The 18,745-nt window shown below is 73.9% G+C and carries 14 protein-coding genes; 9 read left to right on the top strand and 5 right to left on the bottom strand.

The genetic code is table 11. The features are described from left to right. The first annotated feature begins 13 nt into the window (after positions 1–13). From ACFYSC_RS09925 to ACFYSC_RS09955, 7 genes are read left to right on the top strand one after another with little or no spacing between them, the layout of a single operon-like run. Positions 14–796: an alpha/beta fold hydrolase gene (locus tag ACFYSC_RS09925; protein WP_389959208.1), complete on the top strand. Its 783-nt coding sequence runs from the start codon at positions 14–16 to the stop codon at positions 794–796. Continuing rightward, positions 793–1,386, top strand: a complete 594-nt coding sequence (locus ACFYSC_RS09930; RefSeq protein WP_389959211.1) for a 4'-phosphopantetheinyl transferase superfamily protein — start codon at positions 793–795, stop codon at positions 1,384–1,386. Before ACFYSC_RS09925 ends, ACFYSC_RS09930 begins: the two co-directional genes overlap by 4 nt. After that, positions 1,383–2,393, top strand: coding sequence for a nitrous oxide reductase family maturation protein NosD (locus ACFYSC_RS09935; protein ID WP_389959214.1), 1,011 nt, complete (start codon positions 1,383–1,385; stop codon positions 2,391–2,393). The genes ACFYSC_RS09930 and ACFYSC_RS09935 overlap by 4 nt, the downstream gene beginning before the upstream one ends. Continuing rightward, positions 2,390–3,376, top strand: a complete 987-nt coding sequence (locus tag ACFYSC_RS09940; protein WP_389959216.1) for an ABC transporter ATP-binding protein — start codon at positions 2,390–2,392, stop codon at positions 3,374–3,376. The genes ACFYSC_RS09935 and ACFYSC_RS09940 overlap by 4 nt, the downstream gene beginning before the upstream one ends. A 2-nt stretch (positions 3,377–3,378) precedes the next feature. Next, entirely contained in the window at positions 3,379–4,557 is a 1,179-nt protein-coding gene (locus ACFYSC_RS09945; protein WP_389959218.1) for an ABC transporter permease, read from the top strand. Next, positions 4,554–5,693, top strand: a complete 1,140-nt coding sequence (locus tag ACFYSC_RS09950; RefSeq protein ID WP_389959221.1) for an ABC transporter permease — start codon at positions 4,554–4,556, stop codon at positions 5,691–5,693. Before ACFYSC_RS09945 ends, ACFYSC_RS09950 begins: the two co-directional genes overlap by 4 nt. 12 nt (positions 5,694–5,705) lie before the next feature. Further along, positions 5,706–6,671 carry a hypothetical protein gene (locus tag ACFYSC_RS09955; RefSeq protein ID WP_362942903.1) on the top strand — a complete coding sequence of 322 codons (966 nt, stop codon included), beginning with the start codon at positions 5,706–5,708 and terminating at the stop codon, positions 6,669–6,671. Here the strand turns inward: ACFYSC_RS09955 and ACFYSC_RS09960 are convergent. Genes ACFYSC_RS09960 through ACFYSC_RS09970 form a run of 3 tightly spaced genes read right to left on the bottom strand, consistent with a single transcriptional unit; the run spans position 6,658 to position 10,523 of the window. Further along, positions 6,658–7,995, bottom strand: coding sequence for a cysteine desulfurase family protein (locus ACFYSC_RS09960; protein ID WP_389959224.1), 1,338 nt, complete (start codon positions 7,993–7,995; stop codon positions 6,658–6,660). The two genes, ACFYSC_RS09955 and ACFYSC_RS09960, sit on opposite strands and share 14 nt — an antisense overlap. A gap of 6 nt (positions 7,996–8,001) precedes the next feature. Next, positions 8,002–8,895 (bottom strand): LPD16 domain-containing protein, encoded by an 894-nt coding sequence (locus ACFYSC_RS09965; protein WP_362942897.1) that lies wholly within the window; start codon positions 8,893–8,895, stop codon positions 8,002–8,004. A gap of 5 nt (positions 8,896–8,900) precedes the next feature. After that, complete coding sequence (locus ACFYSC_RS09970; RefSeq protein ID WP_389959229.1) at positions 8,901–10,523, bottom strand: condensation domain-containing protein; 1,623 nt, start codon at positions 10,521–10,523, stop codon at positions 8,901–8,903. A 193-nt stretch (positions 10,524–10,716) separates the two neighbouring features. Between ACFYSC_RS09970 and ACFYSC_RS09975 the strand changes: the two genes are divergently transcribed. Further along, the gene (locus ACFYSC_RS09975) at positions 10,717–10,971 is read left to right on the top strand and encodes a phosphopantetheine-binding protein (RefSeq protein ID WP_362942891.1); all 255 of its coding nucleotides are present in this window, start codon (positions 10,717–10,719) and stop codon (positions 10,969–10,971) included. Positions 10,972–11,046: 75 nt separating this feature from the next. On the opposite strand, the gene ACFYSC_RS09980 is transcribed toward ACFYSC_RS09975, so the two are convergent. Then, entirely contained in the window at positions 11,047–12,576 is a 1,530-nt protein-coding gene (locus tag ACFYSC_RS09980; RefSeq protein WP_389959232.1) for an amino acid adenylation domain-containing protein, read from the bottom strand. Between the two features lie 14 nt (positions 12,577–12,590). After that, a complete protein-coding gene (locus ACFYSC_RS09985; protein ID WP_389959235.1) occupies positions 12,591–13,949 on the bottom strand; it encodes a condensation domain-containing protein in 1,359 nt (452 codons plus the stop codon). A 276-nt stretch (positions 13,950–14,225) separates the two neighbouring features. Here ACFYSC_RS09985 and ACFYSC_RS09990 point away from each other — a divergent pair. Continuing rightward, on the top strand, positions 14,226–18,745 hold a 4,520-nt coding region (locus tag ACFYSC_RS09990), incomplete at its 3' end, for a beta-ketoacyl synthase N-terminal-like domain-containing protein (RefSeq protein WP_389959238.1).

Below are 18,745 nucleotides of genomic sequence, written 5' to 3' on the forward strand. Positions count from 1 at the left end.
ATCGGAGACCCCGATGTTGGAATTCACCGCCGAGCACCGGCCCGGTGACCGCCGGCCGGCCGTGGTGTTCATGTCCGCGCTGTTCGCCGGCGGCTGGATCTGGGACCACCCCTTCCGGCGGCTGTCCGAGGACGGGTGGCCGGTGCTGCGCACGAACGAGGCCATCTGCGCCCTCGACCGCCAGGTGGCCGGGTCGATCGAACGGCTCGGCGACGCGCTGCTGCGGGCCTGCGACGACGCGGGCGTCGAGGACGCCGTGGTGTGCGCCAACTCGCTCGGCGGGCTGGTGGCCATCGACCTGGCGGGACGCCGACCCGACCGGGTGCGGGGGATCGTCGTGAGCGGCGCCCCCGGCCTCACCCCCGACCCCGACGTGGGACTGAGCTTCGACCGGCGCGCCAGCGTGCGGCCCTTCGGGGACGACTTCGGCGAGCGCATGGTGGCCGCCCTCTTCCACAGTGGGCGCAGCCACTTCGCCCCCGAGCGCATGGCCGAGGCGGGCGCCCTGCTGGAGCGGCCGGAGGCCATGGTGAGCATGGCCCGCAGCCTCAAGGCCACCCGCCGGTACCAGGTGAGGCCCGCGCTGGATCGCGTCCGCTGCCCCTCCCTGTACGTCTGGGGCCGCCACGACCGCATGACCCCCGTCGCCCCCTGGCTGGACGTGCTGGCCGGCCGCCCGGACGCGGAGGTCCTGGTCGTCGAGGACAGCGGTCACATCCCCATGGTCGAGTGCGCCGAGGGATACACCGCGGCCCTGGAACGCTTCGTCACCCGCCGCGCCGGAGCCCTCACATGACCCCCCGGACCCTCCCGGTCGCCGGCGGGGACGCGCTCGCCGTCTTCCTCTCCCCGCCCGCCGTCGCGCCGCCCGCTCCCCGGTCACGTGCCGCCCGCCCGCCCGCGGGCCGGCCGGACGCGCCCGCCCTGCTGATGGGGGTGGACATCGTGGAGTGCGACCGGCTGGCACGGGCGATGGCGCGCGGCGGCGAGGTGTTCGCCCGGCACGTCAGCACGCCGGACGAGCTGACGCTGGGGCCGGGGGTGGCGGCGTTCTCCGTCAAGGAGAGCCTGATCAAGGCGGTCGGCGTCCGCCCGGCCGGATTCAGCTGGCACGACTTCGAGGCGCTGCCCGATCGGCCGCCCGCCTGGGCCGCGGCCCTCCTGGACGAGGCGGCGGCGGAACTGGCCGACGCCACGGGGGTGTCCCTGACCGGTGGCGCCGCCTACGCCGTGCGCGGCGCCAGCGCCAGGGCCGCCGCCGTCCGCCTCGGGCCCGGCGTGCCCGTGGGAGCCGCCCGGTGGGGGGAGAGCCAGGGGTTGTTCGCGGCGCTGGCGGTCGTCTACGCCCGGACCGTCCACACCCAGGAGGAAGGGATGCCGTCATGAGGAGAACCGTCCAGCCGGGAGAGCCGATCCAGCGGGCGCTGGACGAGGCCGGTCCCGGCGCGCACGTCACCCTGGCGGAGGGCGTCTTCGCCGGGAGCGTCTGGATCCGGCACCCCGGCGTGACCCTCACCGGGGCGGGCGCGGGCCGGACGATCCTGGAGCCCGGCGAGGTCACGCCGTCCGGGGCGCCGCCCCTGCACGACGCCGCCGGGGACGTGGTCAACGGCGTCACCGTGTACGGCGAGAACCTCTCGAACGTGCGGATCGAGGGGCTGACGGTGCGCGGCTTCTCCGGCGCGGGGGTCTACGCGCACTCCGTCGCCGGCGTCACGGTGCGTCGCGTCGAGGTCGTGGACAACGACGTCTGGGGTGTCTACCTGCGGGAGTCCACCGGCTGCCGGATCATGGACTGCCGGGCCCGCGGCAGCCGGTACGGCGGTGCCGCCCTCAGCTTCTGCCCCCTGTCCGACCACCTGGTGGCCGGCAACGAGTCCTGCGCCAACGCCTTCGGCGTCTTCGTCGACAACTCCTCCGGCGTCAGGGTGCTGCGCAACGCCTGCCACGGCAACGCGGTCGGCGTGCTCCTGCTCAACCAGGTCTACGAGGGCGAGCCGCCGGGCGGCGTCACCGACTGCCTGGTGGCGGGCAACGACCTGTACGGCAACGACCTGGCCTCCGGTGCCGGGCCGGACGGCCTGGGCGCGGCGGGCCCGCCGATGTCCGGCGTCGGCCTCGCGCTGATCGGCACGAGCCGGGTCAGCGTCGTGGACAACCACATCCACGACAACCACCCGGGCGGCGAGTCTGTCATGGGCGCGGCCTTCGTCATGGGCTCGTCCAAGGACTGGGGCGGTGACGACACCCTGGACACCCACGTGCTGTGGAACCGCGTGCACGGCAACACCCCGCTGGACTACCAGCTCGGCGTGGACCCGGACCGCCAGGTGTCCGCCGCCAACACCGCCGACAAGGGCGACCCGGCCGACGCGCGGGGCTGGGCGATATGACCGGGCCCACGCCGGCGACCGCGCCCACGCCGTCCACCCTGGCCACGCCGCCCGCGCTGTCCTGCCACGGCCTGGGCAAACGCTACGGCGACGTCCACGCCGTCCGGGACGTCGGCTTCGACATCGCGCCCGGCGAGGCGTACGGGCTGCTCGGCCCCAACGGCGCGGGCAAGACCACCACGATCTCCATGCTCGTCGGCCTGCTCCGTCCCGACACCGGTCACGTGCGCGTACGCGGCGTGGACCTGGCCGACGACCCCATGCGCGCCAAGGCCGGGATCGGGTACGTCCCGCAGGAGATCGCCCTCTACCCGGAGCTGACCGGCCGCGAGAACCTGCGCTTCTTCGGCCGGCTGTTCGGCCTGCCCCGCCGCGAGCTGGCCGGGCGCATCGACGAGGTGCTCGACCTGGTGGGGCTGACGGGCCGCGCCGACAGCAGGCTCAAGACGTACTCGGGGGGCATGAAGCGGCGCATCAACATCGGGGCCGCGCTGCTGCACCGGCCCGAGGTGCTGATCCTGGACGAGCCCACCGTGGGCGTGGACCCGCAGAGCCGCAAGGCGATCCTGGACGGCGTCGAACGCCTGGTCGGCGAGGGCATGTCGCTGCTGTACACCTCCCACTACATGGAGGAGGTCGAGCGGGTCTGCGACCGGGTGGCGATCATCGACCACGGCCGGATCATCGCCGAGGGCACCCGGCGCGAACTGATCGCACTGGTCGGCGGCGCCGACAAGGTGGAGTTGTCGCTGGAGGGTGACATGGAGACGGCACTGGCCAAGCTGCGCGCGGTCGAGGGCGTGATCGAGGCGGCCATGACCGGCGACACGTCGATCCGGCTGCTCGCCGAGGACGGGCGGCACCTGCTCCCCGCGCTCATCACCGCCGTGGACGGCTGCTCCACCGTGACGGCCGCCCAGGTCATCGAGCCCGACCTGGAGGCCACGTTCCTGCACCTGACCGGCTCCACCCTGCGGGACTGACCATGTGGAGAGCATTCGCCGCGGTGAGCGCGCTGGAGTTCCGGACCCGGCTGCGCGACGGCACCGCCCTGGTGATCGCGCTGATCGTCCCGGTCACGCTGGCCACGCTGTTCAGCGTGGTCCTCGGCGGGGACGACCCGCCGCTGCGGGCCACGGTCGGGTTCGTGGACCTGGACCGCGGCGAGTTCCCCGCCGGTGTGCGCCGCGAGGTGATGGCCTCGGAGGAGCTGAAGGGCGTCATGACGCTGCGCGACCTGCCCGGCCGGGAGGAGGCGGACCGCGCCCTGGACGCCGAGGAGATCGGCGCGGCGATCGTCTTCCCCGCCGGTTTCAGCCGCAGCGTGGGGGAGGGGAACGGCGGCGACGTGGCCGTCCTGACCTCGCCGAAGTCCCCTCTGGCCGGGGTGGTGGCGCGGGCGGTCGTGGACCGCATCTCCGCGCTGGTGGACGCCAGGACCCTGGCGGTGCGCGCCGTGCTGAAGGCCGGGGTGCCCGGCGACGAGGTCAAGGAGCTGGTGGAGCGCAACGGGGCGGCGGGACCGTCGCCGGCGCTGGAGGACGACCCGATGTCCGGCGGCAAGGTCGACCTGTCGGTCCACTACGGCTCCGGCATGGCGGCGCTGTTCGCGTTCTTCGTGGTCGGGGCGTCCTTCCGTGGCCTGCTGACCGAACGAAAGCTCGGCACGCTCGACCGCATGCGCGCCGGGCCGCTGGCCGCGTGGGTGCCGTTCGCGGGCAAGGCCGCGGTGGGGTTCGCGCTGGCGCTGGTCAGCGTGTGCGTCACCTGGGCGGCCTCCGTGCTGGTGTCCGGCGCGACCTGGGGGGACCCGCTCGCCGTGTTCACGGTGCTGCTGGCGCACGTGCTGGCCGCCGCGGCGATCACGATGCTGGTGGCCTCCCGGGCGAAGACCGACGCCCAGGCGGACGGCGTGATCATGGTGGTGTCGTTCGTCATGGCCTTCCTCGGCGGCAGCCTCGTGCCGATGTACAGCCTGCCCGGAGTGCTCCAGGCCGCCGCCCTGCTCACCCCCAACGGCTGGACCTCCACGGCGCTGACCGAACTGGCCGGCTCCGGAGCGGGCCCGGCCGCCGTCGCCGGGCCCGTCGCCGTGCTGTGCGCGATCACACTGGTCGCCGGGGGCCTGGCCGTACTCGGGATGAAGAAGGGAACGCTGCTGTGAGCCCACGCCCCGTCCTGGCCCTGGTGGCCGCCAACCTGCGACGGCACACCCGCGACCGGGTGGGGCTGTTCTTCATGGTGATCATGCCGTTCGTGTCCATCGCGTTCGTCGGCATGGCCATCGGCAACGGCACGGGACGCCTGCCCGTCGGCGTGGTCGCGCACGGCTCCGACCCCGTCACCGCCGCCCTCCTGGCCGAGCTGGACCGCCGCCCCGACCTGGAGGTCACCCGCGTGGAGTCGGCCGCGGACCTGCGCTCCGGCGTGCGGTCCGGCGCGCTGGCCGCCGGCCTGGTCGTCCCGGACGACCCCGCCCGGCTCCGGCTCGTCGTCACCGAGGTCAACGGCAGCGGCATGGCCGCCCGCAGCGCCATCGACGTGGCCGTGGGCCGGGTGGCCGCCGTGGAGGAGGCCACCCGGGCCGCCGTCACCGCGGGCGCCACGCCGGCCCAGGCCGCCGCGTACGTCCGGCAGGCCCAGGCGGAGTCCGGCCGCGTGGCCGTCACCGGCGGGTCCGCGGGCGCCGCCGACCCGCGCGGTTTCGCCTACACCGCCCCGGCCAACCTGCTGCTGTTCACCTTCATCAACTCCATGGCCGTGGCCGCAGCCCTGGTCGAGAGCCGCCGGCTCGGCATGCTCCAGCGGGCGCTCACGGCTCCCGTCCGGCGGGCGTCGGTGCTGCTCGGGGAGGCGCTGAGCCGGTTCCTCGTGGCGCTCGCCCAGGCCGTGCTGGTCGTCGTGGTGAGCGCGCTGGCGTTCGGCGTGACGTGGGGCGACCCGCTCGGCGTGGCGGCGGTCGTGGTGGTGTTCTCGCTGGTCGCGACCGGCGCCGCCCTCCTGGTCGGCACCCTGCTGAACGCGCCCGACCAGGCCCCCGCCGTCGGCCCGCCGCTCGGCGTGGTGCTGGGCATGCTCGGCGGCTGCCTGTGGCCGCGCGAGTCGTCCGGCGAAGTGATCAACACCATCGGACACCTGTTCCCGCACGCCTGGGGCATGGACGCGCTGCTCACGCTCGCCCAGCCGGGCAAGGGCCTCACGGCGGTGCTGCCCCAGCTCGCCGTACTGGCCGGGATGGCCGCCCTGCTGCTGGGCGCCGCCCTGGCCCTGTTCCGCCGCCGAGCGCTGTCCGCCGCCTGAGGAGGAAAGATCATGACGTTGATGTCGTTCACCCGGGACCACGTGATGGACGTGTACCGCTACGCCGAGAGCAAGGGCGCGATCGAGGCCATCGAGGTGGCGGCGGCCGACCTCGGCATCGGCGTGGGGGAGATGCGGGAGGCGGTGCGCCATCTGACGGACAGCCACCTGCTGCGGCCGGACGACGGCGCCGGCGCCGTCGAGCGGTACGCCCCGGTCGACCCGGAGCTGGCCGCGGCGTCGCTGGTGTCCACCGTGGAGCGCGAGATCTACCGGCGGCGGGAGCTGCTCGACCAGATCAAGGAACGGGTCGGCCTGGTGGAGCAGTCGCCGGGCGCGTCCCAGGGCACCGTGGACTACCTGGCGGGGACCATGGAGGTGCGCGGCTTCCTCAAGACGGCCGGCGACGCCTGCCGCGACGAGGTCCTGGTGCTCCAGGGAGGCGGCGTGGTCGAGGACATGGCGGAGACCTACCTCGGCCTGGTGACCAGGGGGGTGACCGTCCGCATCATCTGCCAGCACCGCAACCGGGCCGACGTCGGCACCAGGATGCGGATGAAGCGGCTCACCGACGCGGGCGCCTCCGTCTACACCGTCAGCCACGTGCCGCGGTCGGCCATCGTCTTCGACCGCTCGCTGGTCGTGCTGTTCGGCGCGGACGACGCCGAGGCCAGCATCGCCCGCGTGCACAACCAGGGCGTCATCCAGTTCTTCCTCGACCTGTTCAACCACCTGTGGGAGATGGCCACGCCGCTGGAGGGCATCGACTTCGGCTACTCGGGCGTGGCCGACGACCTCCAGCAGTCGATCGCCGCCCTGATGGCCAAGGGCTACACCGACGAGGTGGTGGCCAGGAAGCTCGGCATGTCGGTGCGGAGCTGCCGCCGGCACATCGCCACCATGATGCGCGATCTCGACGCCACCAGCCGTTTCCAGGCCGGAGTGCAGGCCGCCAGGAAGTACCTCACAGCGGGGTGACCTCCTCGACTCCGGCGGGCTCACCTCCGACCGGGGTGAAACCGGCCGGCGTGAGAGCGGCGGGCTCGGAACCGACCGGCCTGAGACCGGCGGGCTCGGAACCGACCGGCCTGAGACCGGCGGGCTCGGAACCGACCGGCCTGAGACCGGCGGGCTCGGAACCGGCCGGGGTCACCCTGTCCAGGGCCACGCCGGCCAGCGCGCGGGCCCGCTCCACGACGGTCTCGACGCCGAGTGTCAGATCCTCGAACGACATGCGCGGGTCCAGGCACAGCCGGACCGAGCTGTTGGCGTCCTCGGGGGAGAGGCCGATGGCGGTCAGGACGTACGAGGGCTCCTGGGAGCCGGAGTTGCACGCCGAGCCGGTGGACAGCGCCACCGACCGCAGGCTGGAGACGAGGCTCTCACCGCGCACGCCGGGCAGCACCACGTTCAGCACGTGCGGCACGCTCACGTCCGGGTCGCCGTTGACGCGCAGCCCGGGGAACCCGGCCGTCAGCACGTCCAGGGCGACGGCGCGGAGTTCGAGTACCCGCCGCCACTCGGCGTCCCAGCGCCCGGCGGCCAGTTCGCACGCCTTGCCGAGGCCGACGACCAGGTGGGTGGGGACGGTGCCGCTGCGGAGCGCGTGCTGGCCGCCGCCGTACATGATCGGGCGCAGCCGGTGGCGGATCTCCGGCCGCACGTACAGCGCGCCGACGCCCTTGGGACCGTGGATCTTGTGGGCGGACAGGGACAGGGTGTCCGGCTCCGTGTCGCGCACGTCGATGGGGATGCGGCCGGCCGCCTGCGCGCCGTCCACGTGCAGCAGCGCGCCCGCCTCGTGGCAGAGCGCGGCCATGGCCCGCACCGGCTGCACGGCTCCGATCTCGCTGTTGACCCAGGCGGCCGTGGCCACCCGGGTGTTCAGATCGAGCAGCCCGGCCAGGTGCCCGAGGTCGACCTGGCCGCTCGGGCGCACCCGCATGGTCCTGGTCCCGACGCCGCGGGCGGCCAGCGCCTGGCCGACGGCCAGCGACGACTTGTGGTCGGTGGGGCAGAACACGCCGTTGACCGGGGCGGTGTCACCGTGGGCGAACACGCCGAGCAGGGCGATGTTGTTGCTCTCGGTCGCGCCCGAGGTGAACACGATCTCGCCGGGGCCGGCGCCGATCAGCCGGGCCACCGACTCGGCCGCGGCGTCCACCGCGCGCCGTGCCCGCTTGCCCATGGCGTGCGGCGACGAGGGGTTGCCGTACTCCTCGCGCAGGTACGGCATCATGGCCTCCAGCACCTCGTCGTCGACGCGGGTGGTGGCGCAGCCGTCCAGGTATATGGGCTTCATCGGGGATCACCGCCGGAACGTGCTGACGGTGACGAGCTTGTCGTAGATCTCGTCCTCGGACATCTCGCCGCTGCCGCCGGGATCGGCCACGACCACCCGCATGCCGGGCAGGTCGTACAGGCCGAGCGCGATGTCGACGCCGGTCTCCACCGGCCGCAGGCACTCGCCGGGCGCGAAGATCAGCAGGTTGCGGTGGCCGGCCCTGTACACCTCCGAGACCATCTCGGTGATCTCGCCCGCGCAGCCGGTGACGCCGCAGCTGATCAGGGTGCGGTAGTTGCCGTCGGCGTCCAGGAAGGCCACCTCGGTGTCGTTCCGGCCGGTGTCGAGGTAGCGCTTCTCCAGGCGCCCCGCCTTGACGAGGCGGTCGGCGGCCTTCTGGAAGCGGTACTTCAGCCAGGTCTCGGGGAAGGCCAGGGGGTGCTTGCGGCTGGGCAGCACGCTGTCCCCGTTCAGCCCGGCCTCCCGCAGCGTCTTCTCGTAAGAGGACGGCAGCGCGGACATGCCGGCGAAGAACTCCGCGCGAAGCTCGCCGGCCGGGCGGCCGCCGGCGGGCACGTACTGCCAGTCGTTGATGAGCAGCAGCAGCCGCACGTCGGCGCCCGCCGCGGCGTAGCTCCGGAGCAGCTCGGCCGACATCCGCCACGTGTAACCGGGGAAGATGCCGACGCGGCCGGCGACGCGGCGGCGCATGGTCTCGTCGTGCTGCTCCTCGATGACGCCGGGCGTCAGCCGGCCCGTCTCCGGGTCCTCGAAGAGCATGAAGTGACCACCCATGATGACCAGGTCGCCGAGGTCGGCGGCGGGCAGCTCGCGGTCGATGGTCTCGCGTAACTCCTGCTCCGAGGCGACCAGGCGGCGGCTTCTGACCACCTGTTGTCCGTTGAGGGTCTGGGACATGACGTTCACTCCCTGTGACTGGGAATAGGGGTGGTGGAGTTCTGCGGGACGGGGGTCAGGCGGGCGGCCAGCGCGCCCAGCGGTGTGGGACCGGCGAGCTGCTGGAGGGTGAGTCCCCGCCAGCCGCGGCCGCTCAGCTCCGCCAGTACCCGCGGGATGCGCAGAGCCCGGCCTCCGGCCAGCGTGTAGCTGTCGGACGGGTCGACGCCGGCGAGTCCGTGCGCGTCCCGCACGGCCGCCAGCAACGCCTGCACGGCCTCGTCGGCGGGTGCAGAGGGCGGCGTGGTGGGCATGGCGGACGCGGTGGCCGTCTCCGGGGCGAAGGGCACCAGGGATGCCAGTTCGGTGAGCCGCAGGTCGTCGCCGGCCGCCAGCACCAGGCGCTCCATGCCGCGCAGGAACCACTCGACGGCGCCGGCGTCCATGACCGACGACATGGCGTGCAGGGAGAGCGAGACCGCGTCGCGCCACTCGTCGATCCGCAGGTACGTGTCCAGCCCGCAGTATGCCCACGACTCCGGGACCGGGTTCCAGGTGAAGGCGGTGCGCCGCCCGCCGTACTCCTTGGTGCGCTGCTTGATGAAGTTGAGCTCGGAGCTCAGCAGCACCGGGCCGCCGCGCCGCGACCCCTCGCGCGAGACCATCTCGACGATCTCGTCGTAGGGGACGTAGGCGTGCTCGCGCGCCCGCGAGAAGCTCCCGGCCACGCGGCCGAGCAGCTCGCCGAAGGACGGGTCGCCCGCGCAGTCCACCCGGACGAGCGTCGGGGAGAACATGCAGGTCATCACGTCGGGGAAGGGATGCGTCTCGCGGTTGCTGACGAACGACAGGAACCCCGCCGAGTCGCCGCCGGTGTAGATCGCGGTCATCGCCGCGTACGCGGCGACGTGCACCAGCGACGGCCACACTCCGTGCCGTCCCGCGGCCGTCCGGGCGGCCCCCGGCAAGACGGGCGAGACCAGCGTCGCGTGCCGGGCCGGGGGGCCGTCGCGCTCCGCCCGCCGGCGGGCGAAGGGATCGAGGGGGAGGCGGGTCACCTCCTCCTGCCAGTGCGCCATCGCCCGCGCCGCCGTGATCGCCGCGTCCGCCGACGCCTCGTGGCGGGCCAGGTCGGCCGGCCGGTTCCGGACGGGGGACAGCGCGGCCGGGCGGCGCGCGGCCATCCCGGCGGCCTGCGTACGCAGTTCCCGCTTGATCTCCCCCAGTGTCCAGACGTCCACCGCCAGGTGGTTGAACACCAGCACGCACGCCTTCGGCGCGCCCCCGGTGGTGACCAGGCAGGCCCGGATCGGCCACTCCCCGGCCGGGTCGAACGGGCTGCGGGTCAGTTCCTCGACCGTCTCGACGGGTCCGGGGGTGCCGTCCCGCTCCGTGGTGACGACCCGGACAGGCAGCGGGCGCGGCGGATCCACGTGCTGCCCGGGCTCGGGGTCGAGCCGGTACGTCGTCCGCAGGATCTCGTGACGCCGGGTCAGATGGGTGAGGATGGCCTTCGCCTGGGCGACGGTGATCCCCGAGGGCACCTCGAAACGCAGCACCACGTGCGTTTCGTGCTGGTGCTCCGGAGGAAGCTGATGGACGCGCAGCCACATGTAGCGCTGCCCCCAGCACAGGCCTGCGGATTTCATGAGACGTTCACCTCGGCGGATTCCATGAAACCGGACATCTCGAGGATTGGGCTTCACCGCGTGTCCGGCAATGGTCACGCGATGACCGGTTCGGCGGCGGAGAACCTGTCAGCAGGGGTCGCTTGACCGGGGCCCCTGTTTTTCGGAAACCTCTTTTCAAGGGGATGATTCCGTGAGATGAGGACACCTCGCCATGCTGGAAATACCCGACAGCTTCAAGAGCCTTCTGAGAATCCATCTGCCGTACGCGGACGCGGAGCGGCTGACCCCGCAGGACCAGCTGGGCGCGCTCGGCCTCGACTCGATGGGCGTGGTGCGGCTTCTCGTGGACGTGGAGAACACCTACGGGGTGGAGCTGCCCGACGACCTGCTGAACGAGTCCACGTTCAGGACGGTCGGCTCCCTGTGGGGCACCCTGTCGTCGTGCCTGACGCCTCCGCCCCTCTGACGCCCCGCTCGCCGGCGCCGCCACCCCATCGGGCGGCGGCGCCCCGTACCGTGTCCGTCTCGGACCGCGTCCGCCTCAGACGGTGTTCAGGGCGGCGGCCGTGGCACGGCGGTCGACCTTGCCGTTGGCGTTCAGCGGCAGCTCGTCCAGGATCGTCACCGAGCGCGGCACCATGTAGCCGGGCAGCACCTGCGCCACCCCCCTGACCAGCGCCACGGGGTCCAGCCCCGTCCCCGTGCAGGCCGCCTCCAGGCCCAGCTCGCCGTCCCGTCCCCGCACCGCCAGCACGACCGCCTCCACCACGCCCGGCCGGTCCCGCAGCGCGGCCTCGACCTCGCCCGGCTCCACCCGGTGCCCGGAGATCTTGACCTGCTGGTCCAGCCGTCCCAGGTGAACCAGCGTGCCGTCGCACCAGGCCACCCGGTCACCGGTCCGGTACCACAGGTCCGGCGCGACGGTCCCGCCCGCCGTCGCCGCGTCGCGCGCCGCCACGCCGTCGAAGCGGGCGAACCGTCCCCGGTTCACACCGGGATCGGCGTACCCGGGGAAGCGCTGCACGCCGCGCAGCAGCAGCTCGCCCTCGGCGGCCGGCCGTCCCCCGCCGTCCACCACCAGGTACTCGACCCCCGGGTACGGCGTCCCGATCGGCACCGTCCCGTTGGAGGTCTCCGGCCAGCGCCCCGGGTCGGCCGGAAGGCGGTATTCGGTGCAGCTGATGGTCAGCTCCGTCGGACCGTACAGGTTCTCCAGGACGCTCCCCGGGGCGGCCGTCCGCCACGCCGCGGCCTGGGGCAGCGTCAGCGGCTCGCCGCAGAACAGGCTCCACCGCAACGACGGCATCGCGCCCGGCGTCAGCCGCCGCAGCCGCATGGCCAGCGACACCACCGACGGCACGCTGAACCAGTGCGTCAGCTCCTCGCGGGCCACGAAGGCGACGGGTTTGAGCAGGTCGTACGGTGCCGGCACGACCAGCGTCGCCCCGCTGCCCCAGGCGGCGAACATGTCGAACACCGACAGGTCGAACGTCAGGTCGAACGTCTGCGACAGCCGGCAGCCCGGACCCAGCTCGTAGCGAGGGACCACGTGCGACAGGTACGCGTCCACGCTGCGGTGGCGCAGCGGCACGCCCTTCGGCACACCCGTCGACCCCGACGTGAACAGCACGTACGCCAGGTCGTCCGGGCCGGCCGGAAAGGCGTCGGGCACGGCGCGCGGCGGGGCGTCCAGCCGGTCCAGGCTCACCGCCAGCGTGGCGGCGGGCAGCACGGGCGGCCGGAGGCCGGCGTCGGCGAGCACGAGGCCGGGCCCCGCGGCCGCCGTCACGGCGCGGTTGCGCGCGGCGGGCGCGGACGGGTTCAGCGGCACCGCGGTGGCGCCGAGCCGCTGGATCGCCAGGTAGCCGGCGTAGGCCAGGAGGCTGCGGGCCGCGTACAGGCCGACCCTGGCGGGCGGCTCGCCGCAGGCCGCGACGATCTCGGCGGCCAGCCGCCGGGACAGCGCCTCCAGCTCGGCGTAGGTGTGACGGCCGCCGCCCACCTCCAGCGCGACCCGCTCACCGTGGCGGGCGGCGGCGTCGGCGAACCACCGGTGAAGGGTGCGTTCCATGGCCTCTCCAGGACTCAGCGGGGCGGCTCTGGCGGCTCGGGCGGGAACAGCGACGGCGGCAGGTCGCCGCGTGCGCTCCACAGGTCCTTCAGCGCGCGCCCCGGATCGGTCGCCGCCAGCCGTACGCCGTCGGCGATCGTCCGCATGATGTCGGTCATCGCCCCGGCCGGCAGCACGTCGGGGTCGGCCAGCATCAGCACGCTGGTGCACCCGCCGCGCACCTCCACCCGCACCCGGAACGCCTGGCCGTACTGCTGGGCGAGCGGTGTCCAGGCCAGCGAGGCCGGGGTGGGGTCGTGGGGGTCGCTGGGGCGCCGGTCCACCTGGATGTAGTTGAACCAGGCGCGGAACAGGTGGTTGACCCAGCAGTCGTGCTCCGGCCGCTCGCCGTGCCCGGCCGCCGTCTCGGCGATCCTGTCGAAGTCGTAGGCGGAGTGCCGGTACGCCTTCGCGCTCGCCCAGTGGAGCCGCCTGACGTGCTCGGCGATCGTGGACCGCGGGTCCACGGCCGTGACGAACGGGATGAGCTGGTTCATCGTGCCCACGTTGTGCTGGTCCTCCGGTGCGAACCGGTTGGAGGACATCAGGCTCATCGTCACCCGGTCCACGTCCAGGTGGCGGGCCAGGCCCGCGGCCACGAACGCCATCACCACGGCCGGGGCGGTCACCCCGTGCCGCCTGCCGGCCTCCGCCGCCAGCCCGCCCAGGCCGCGTGACCGCAGCGTCAGCTCCAGCCGGTCGCGTTTCACCTTCGCGGGCAGCGTGGGCAGGACGTCCATCAGGCCGTCGTCGAGCACGCTCCGCCAGTAACGCTCGGAGCCCTCCTGCCGGGGCCGCCACGACTCCTCCCGTTGCCGCCGCGCCAGCTCGCGCGGCGGGGACCCCACCGGCGCGGTCGCCCGCGGGTCGGCCGTCAGCGCCCTGAACTGGTCCTGAAGGTGGTGGATCGACCACAGGTCCACGATCAGGTGGGAGAACGACAGGCACAGGTACATCGGCTCGCCCCGCGAGCCGACCAGCCGGCCGCGCCAGTTCAGCGCGTCGCTCATCGCGAACGGCACCGTCACCAGCTCGGCCTTCGTCCGCTCGTGCTCGGCGGGGTCGGTGACGATCCGGTCGATCCGCTCGATCGGAAGCTCGACGTCCTCGTGGACGTGCTGCACCGGCCGGCCGCCCCGATCCCGGTAGGTGGTGCGCAGCACCTCGTGCCGGTCCACCAGCCGCCGCAGCGCCTCGTCCACCCGCTCGCCGGAGAGCCCGCGCAGATCCCAGGTGGTCGGCAGGTTGGCCTCCGCCAGCCAGTCGTCCGGATACCGCTCTATTTCCCGCCAGCTGAAGAGCTGGCCGTTACTGAGAGGCGCCTCGACGGACATGTGATCTCCTCCGCAGCTTTCTCCGCCTGCCATTCTCCGCGGACGAGAACGATCGGGGTCAAGGGCGGAGCCGGTGGCCTCCGGTGGCCAGAAGCGGTGGCAACTACATGTCGGCGATCCGGGAGTGTGCCGGGACGGAACGCAACCTTAAAGTCGCAATGGATTAAGTCATGGCCGCGTTCCAGATCGGCTGTCGAGTAATTATTCGGAGCCGTTCCCAGGCAAGGCGTCGATACCTGACGCTCCCCGAGGCGTGAAGCTTGAGGTGGCGCATTGATGGCTGGTGAGTCGACACAGCGGGCCGAGAACGAGGGGCCGGTCGCCGTCGCCGTCGTCGGCATGGCGTGCAGGCTCCCGGGAGCCGCCGGTCCCGAGAGGTTCTGGCGGCTGCTGCGCGAGGGCGTGGACGCCGTCACCGAGGCGCCCGAGGGGCGGGCGGCGGAGGGGACCGCGTACCGGCGGGGCGGGTTCCTGGAGGACGTGTACGGGTTCGACCCCGGCTTCTTCGGCATCTCGCCCAACGAGGCGGCGGCGATGGACCCGCACCAGCGCCTGGTGCTCGAACTGGCCTGGGAGGCGCTGGAGAACGCCCGCGCCGTTCCGGCCTCGCTGCGCGGCAGCGCCACCGGGGTGTTCCTGGGCGCCATCTCCAACGACTGGGCGGCCCTGCAGGACCGGATCGGCGGCGCCGGCCGCCACGCCTACACCGGCGCCAACCGCGCCATGATCGCCAACCGGGTGTCGTACGTGCTCGGCCTGCGCGGCCCCTCCCTCACCCTCGACACCGGCCAGTCGTCGTCGCTGGTGGCCGTCTGGATGGCCGCCGAGAGCCTGCGCCGCGGCGAGAGCGACGTGGCGCTGGCCGGCGGCGCGAACCTGAACCTGCTGCCGGAGACCACCGACGCCATCGGCGCGTTCGGCGCGCTGTCGCCCGACGGCCGCTGCCACGTCTTCGACCACCGCGCCAACGGGTACGTGCGCGGCGAGGGCGGCGCGCTGGTCGTGCTCAAGCGCCTCCCCGACGCGCTCGCCGCCGGCGACACCGTGCACGCGGTGATCCTGGGCGGGGCGGTCAACAACGACGGCGGCGGCGAGGGCCTCACCGTGCCCAGCGGCCGCGCCCAGCGGGACGTCATCGCGCTGGCCTGCGACCGCGCCGGGGTACGGCCCGCCCAGGTCCGGTACGTGGAGCTCCACGGCACCGGCACCAAGGTCGGCGACCCCGTGGAGGCCGCGGCGCTCGGAGCCGCGTACGGGACCGCCCGGCCGGCCGGCGACCCTCTGCTCGTGGGCTCGGTCAAGACCAACATCGGTCACCTGGAGGGCGCGGCCGGCATCGCCGGGCTGCTCAAGGTCGTCCTGTCGCTCGGGAACGGCGAACTGCCCCCCAGCCTCAACTTCGAGTCCGCGCCCCCGGAGATCCCCCTGGGCGACCTGCGCCTCCACGTCGTCACCGAGACCCGGCCCCTGCCCGGTCCCGTGGTCGCCGCCGTCAGCTCCTTCGGGATGGGCGGCACCAACTGCCACCTGATCCTCGCCTCGCCTCCCGCGCGGGCCTCCGTCCCGGGTTCCGCTCCCTCCTCCGGTACGGAGGACGCCGGCGCGGAGGACGCGGGTACGGGGGACGCGGGTACGGAGGACGCGCCCTGGACGCTGTCGGCACGGTCGGAGGGAGCGCTGCGGGAGTGGGCCGCGCGCCTCACGACGCCGGCCGCGGATCCCGGCACCGGCCCGGCGGACGTGGCGCTGAGCCTCGCCCGGACCCGTACCTCCTTCGAACGCCGCGCCGTGGTCCTCGCCCCCGACCGCGGCACCCGCCTGTCCGCGCTCCGGGCCCTGGCCGCAGGGGAGCCGCACGACGCCCTCGTGACCGGCACGGAGACCGCCGGCGCGCGTGCCTTCGTCTTCCCCGGACAGGGCTCGCAGTGGCCCGCCATGGCGCGCGAGCTGATGACGGTCTCGCCCGTGTTCGCCGGACGGCTCGCCGAGTGCGCGGACGCGCTGGCCCCGTTCACCGGCCTCGACCTCCTGGACGTCCTCCGCGAGCGCCCCGGCGCGCCCGGCCTGGACCGGGTGGACGTGGTGCAGCCCGCGCTCTGGGCGGTCATGGTCGGCCTGGCCGAGGTGTGGAGGTCCCACGGCGTCGAGCCCGACGTGGTGATCGGCCACTCCCAGGGGGAGATCGCCGCCGCGGTCGTCGCCGGCGCGCTGACCCTGGACGACGCCGCCCGGGTCGTCGCGCTGCGCAGCCGGGCCATCGCGGGCATCGAGGGCTCCGGCGGCATGATGTCCGTCGCGGCCGGCCTCGACGCGGTGGAACGGGCGATCGCGGACCTGTCCGCGCCCGTCACCGTGGCCGCCGTCAACGGCCCGCGCTCGGTCGTCGTCTCCGGTCCCCGCGAGGCGCTGACCGCCCTCGCCGGCCGTCTCGCCGACGTCTCCACCAAGGTCATCCCGGTCACGTACGCGTCCCACTCCCCGGAGGTCGAGCGGGTACGGGAGGAGGTCCTGCGGGACCTCGCCCCCATCCGCCCGCGGAGCGGCGCCACCGTGTTCGTCTCCACGCTCACCGGCGAGCCGATGGACACCGCCGATCTGGACGCCGGCTACTGGTACCGCAGCCTGCGCAGCCCCGTCCGCTTCGCCGAGGCGGTGCGGACGGCGCTGGACGGGCGGGACCACACGTTGTTCGTCGAGTGCAGCCCGCACCCCGTGCTGGTGACCGCTGTGGAGGAGACCGCGGAGGCGGCGGGGCGGGACGCGGTCGCGGTCGGCACGCTGCGCCGCGGCGACGGCGGACGCGACCGCCTGCTGCGGTCGCTCGCGCAGGCGTACACGTGGGGCGCCCCCGTGGACTGGTCCGGACCGTGCGGTGAGGCCCGCCTCGTGGACCTGCCGTCCTACCCCTTCCAGCGCCGCCCCCGCACCTCCGCCCCCGCCCCCGCCGCGCGCCGCCCGGCGGCCCTGACCCCGTCCGCCGGGGAGGCCGTACCCGAGCAGGCCGGGCCCGTCCGCTCCAGGGGCGAGCTGCGCGACCTGGTGCTGTCCGCGACCGCGCGCCTGCTGGGCTACGCCGGCGCGTCCGACATGGAGCCCGGCCGTACGTTCAAGGACCTGGGGCTGGAGTCGGCGGCGGCCGTCGAGTTGCGCGACCGGCTGCGCGCCGCGACCGGGCTGCGGCTCCCGACCGGCCTCCTGTACGACCACCCGACGCCCGAGCGTCTCGCCGCGCACCTCCACGAACTGCTGACCGGCGGCGCGGCCGAGCCGACGGCCGAGATCCGCGGCGGCGGCGACGACCCGATCGCGGTGGTCGGCATGGGCTGCCGCTACCCCGGCGGGGTGGCCTCCCCCGAGGACCTGTGGCGGCTGGTCGCCGGCGGCGCCGACGCGATCGGCGAGTTCCCCCGGAACCGCGGCTGGGATCTCGACGCGTTGTCCGCCACCGGGCCGGACCGCTCGGGGACCAGCGACACCGGGCACGGCGGTTTCGTCTACGACGCCGACCTGTTCGACGCCGCGTTCTTCGGCATCAGTCCGCGCGAGGCCACGGCGATGGACCCGCAGCAGCGGCTGCTGCTGGAGATCTGCTGGGAGGCCGTGGAGGGGGCCGGGATCGACCCGGCCGGGTTGCGCGGCTCGCCCACCGGTGTGTTCGTCGGCGCCATGGCCCCCGACTACGGACCCCGGCTGCACCAGTCCACGGGCACCGCGGACGGCCACCTGCTCACCGGCACCGCGCTCAGCGTCGTGTCCGGTCGCGTCGCCTACACCCTGGGACTGCGGGGACCGGCCGTCACCACCGACACGGCCTGCTCGTCGTCGCTGGTCTCGATCGTGTTCGCCGTGCAGGCGCTGCGGCGCGGGGAGTGCTCGCTGGCGCTGGCCGGCGGCGTCACGGTGATGTCCAGCCCCGGCATGTTCGTCGAGTTCAGCAGGCAGGGCGGGCTGTCACCCGACGGCCGCTGCAAGTCGTTCTCCGCCACGGCGGACGGGACCGGCTGGGCCGAGGGCGCGGGCGTGGTGGTGCTCGAACGCCTCTCCGACGCCCGCCGCAACGGCCACCCCGTCCTCGCCGTGATCCGCGGCGGCGCCGTCAACCAGGACGGCGCCAGCAACGGCCTCACCGCCCCCAGCGGCCAGGCCCAGCAGGACGTCATCCGCCAGGCGCTCGCCGACGCCGGGCTCGGTGTCGGCGACGTCGACGCGGTGGAGGCCCACGGCACCGGAACCAGGCTGGGCGACCCGATCGAGGCAGAAGCCCTGCTGGCCACCTACGGAACCCGTCGTCCGGCCGGCCGTCCCGTGTGGCTCGGTTCGATCAAGTCGAACATCGGTCATACGCAGGCCGCCGCGGGGGTGGCGGGTGTGATCAAGGTGGTGGAGGCGTTGCGGCGGCGGGTGTTGCCGCCGACGTTGCATGTGACGGAGCCGACGCCGCATGTGGATTGGTCGGTGGGTGAGGTGCGGTTGCTGACGGGGTCGGTGGAGTTGGCGGGTGGGGGTGCGGTGCGTGCGGGGGTGTCGAGTTTCGGGATTTCCGGGACGAATGCGCATGTGATCGTGGAGGGTCCTCCGGCTGGGGAGCCGGTGTCGGCGGCGGTGTCTGTGCCGGTGAACGGCGGGCCTGTGTCGGCGTCTGTGCCTGTCTCTGCGGGCGGGCCGGTGTCCGCGTCGGAGTCTGTGCCTGCGGGTGGGCCGGCGCTGGTGGGCGGGTCGTTGGTGTCGGGGGACGGGTCGTTGGTGTGGGTGGTGTCGGCGAAGAGTGCGGGGGCGTTGCGGGCGCAGGCGGGGCG

Origin of the sequence: Streptosporangium sp. NPDC004379, from assembly GCF_042873875.1 — a bacterium.
Lineage (GTDB): Bacteria > Actinomycetota > Actinomycetes > Streptosporangiales > Streptosporangiaceae > Streptosporangium.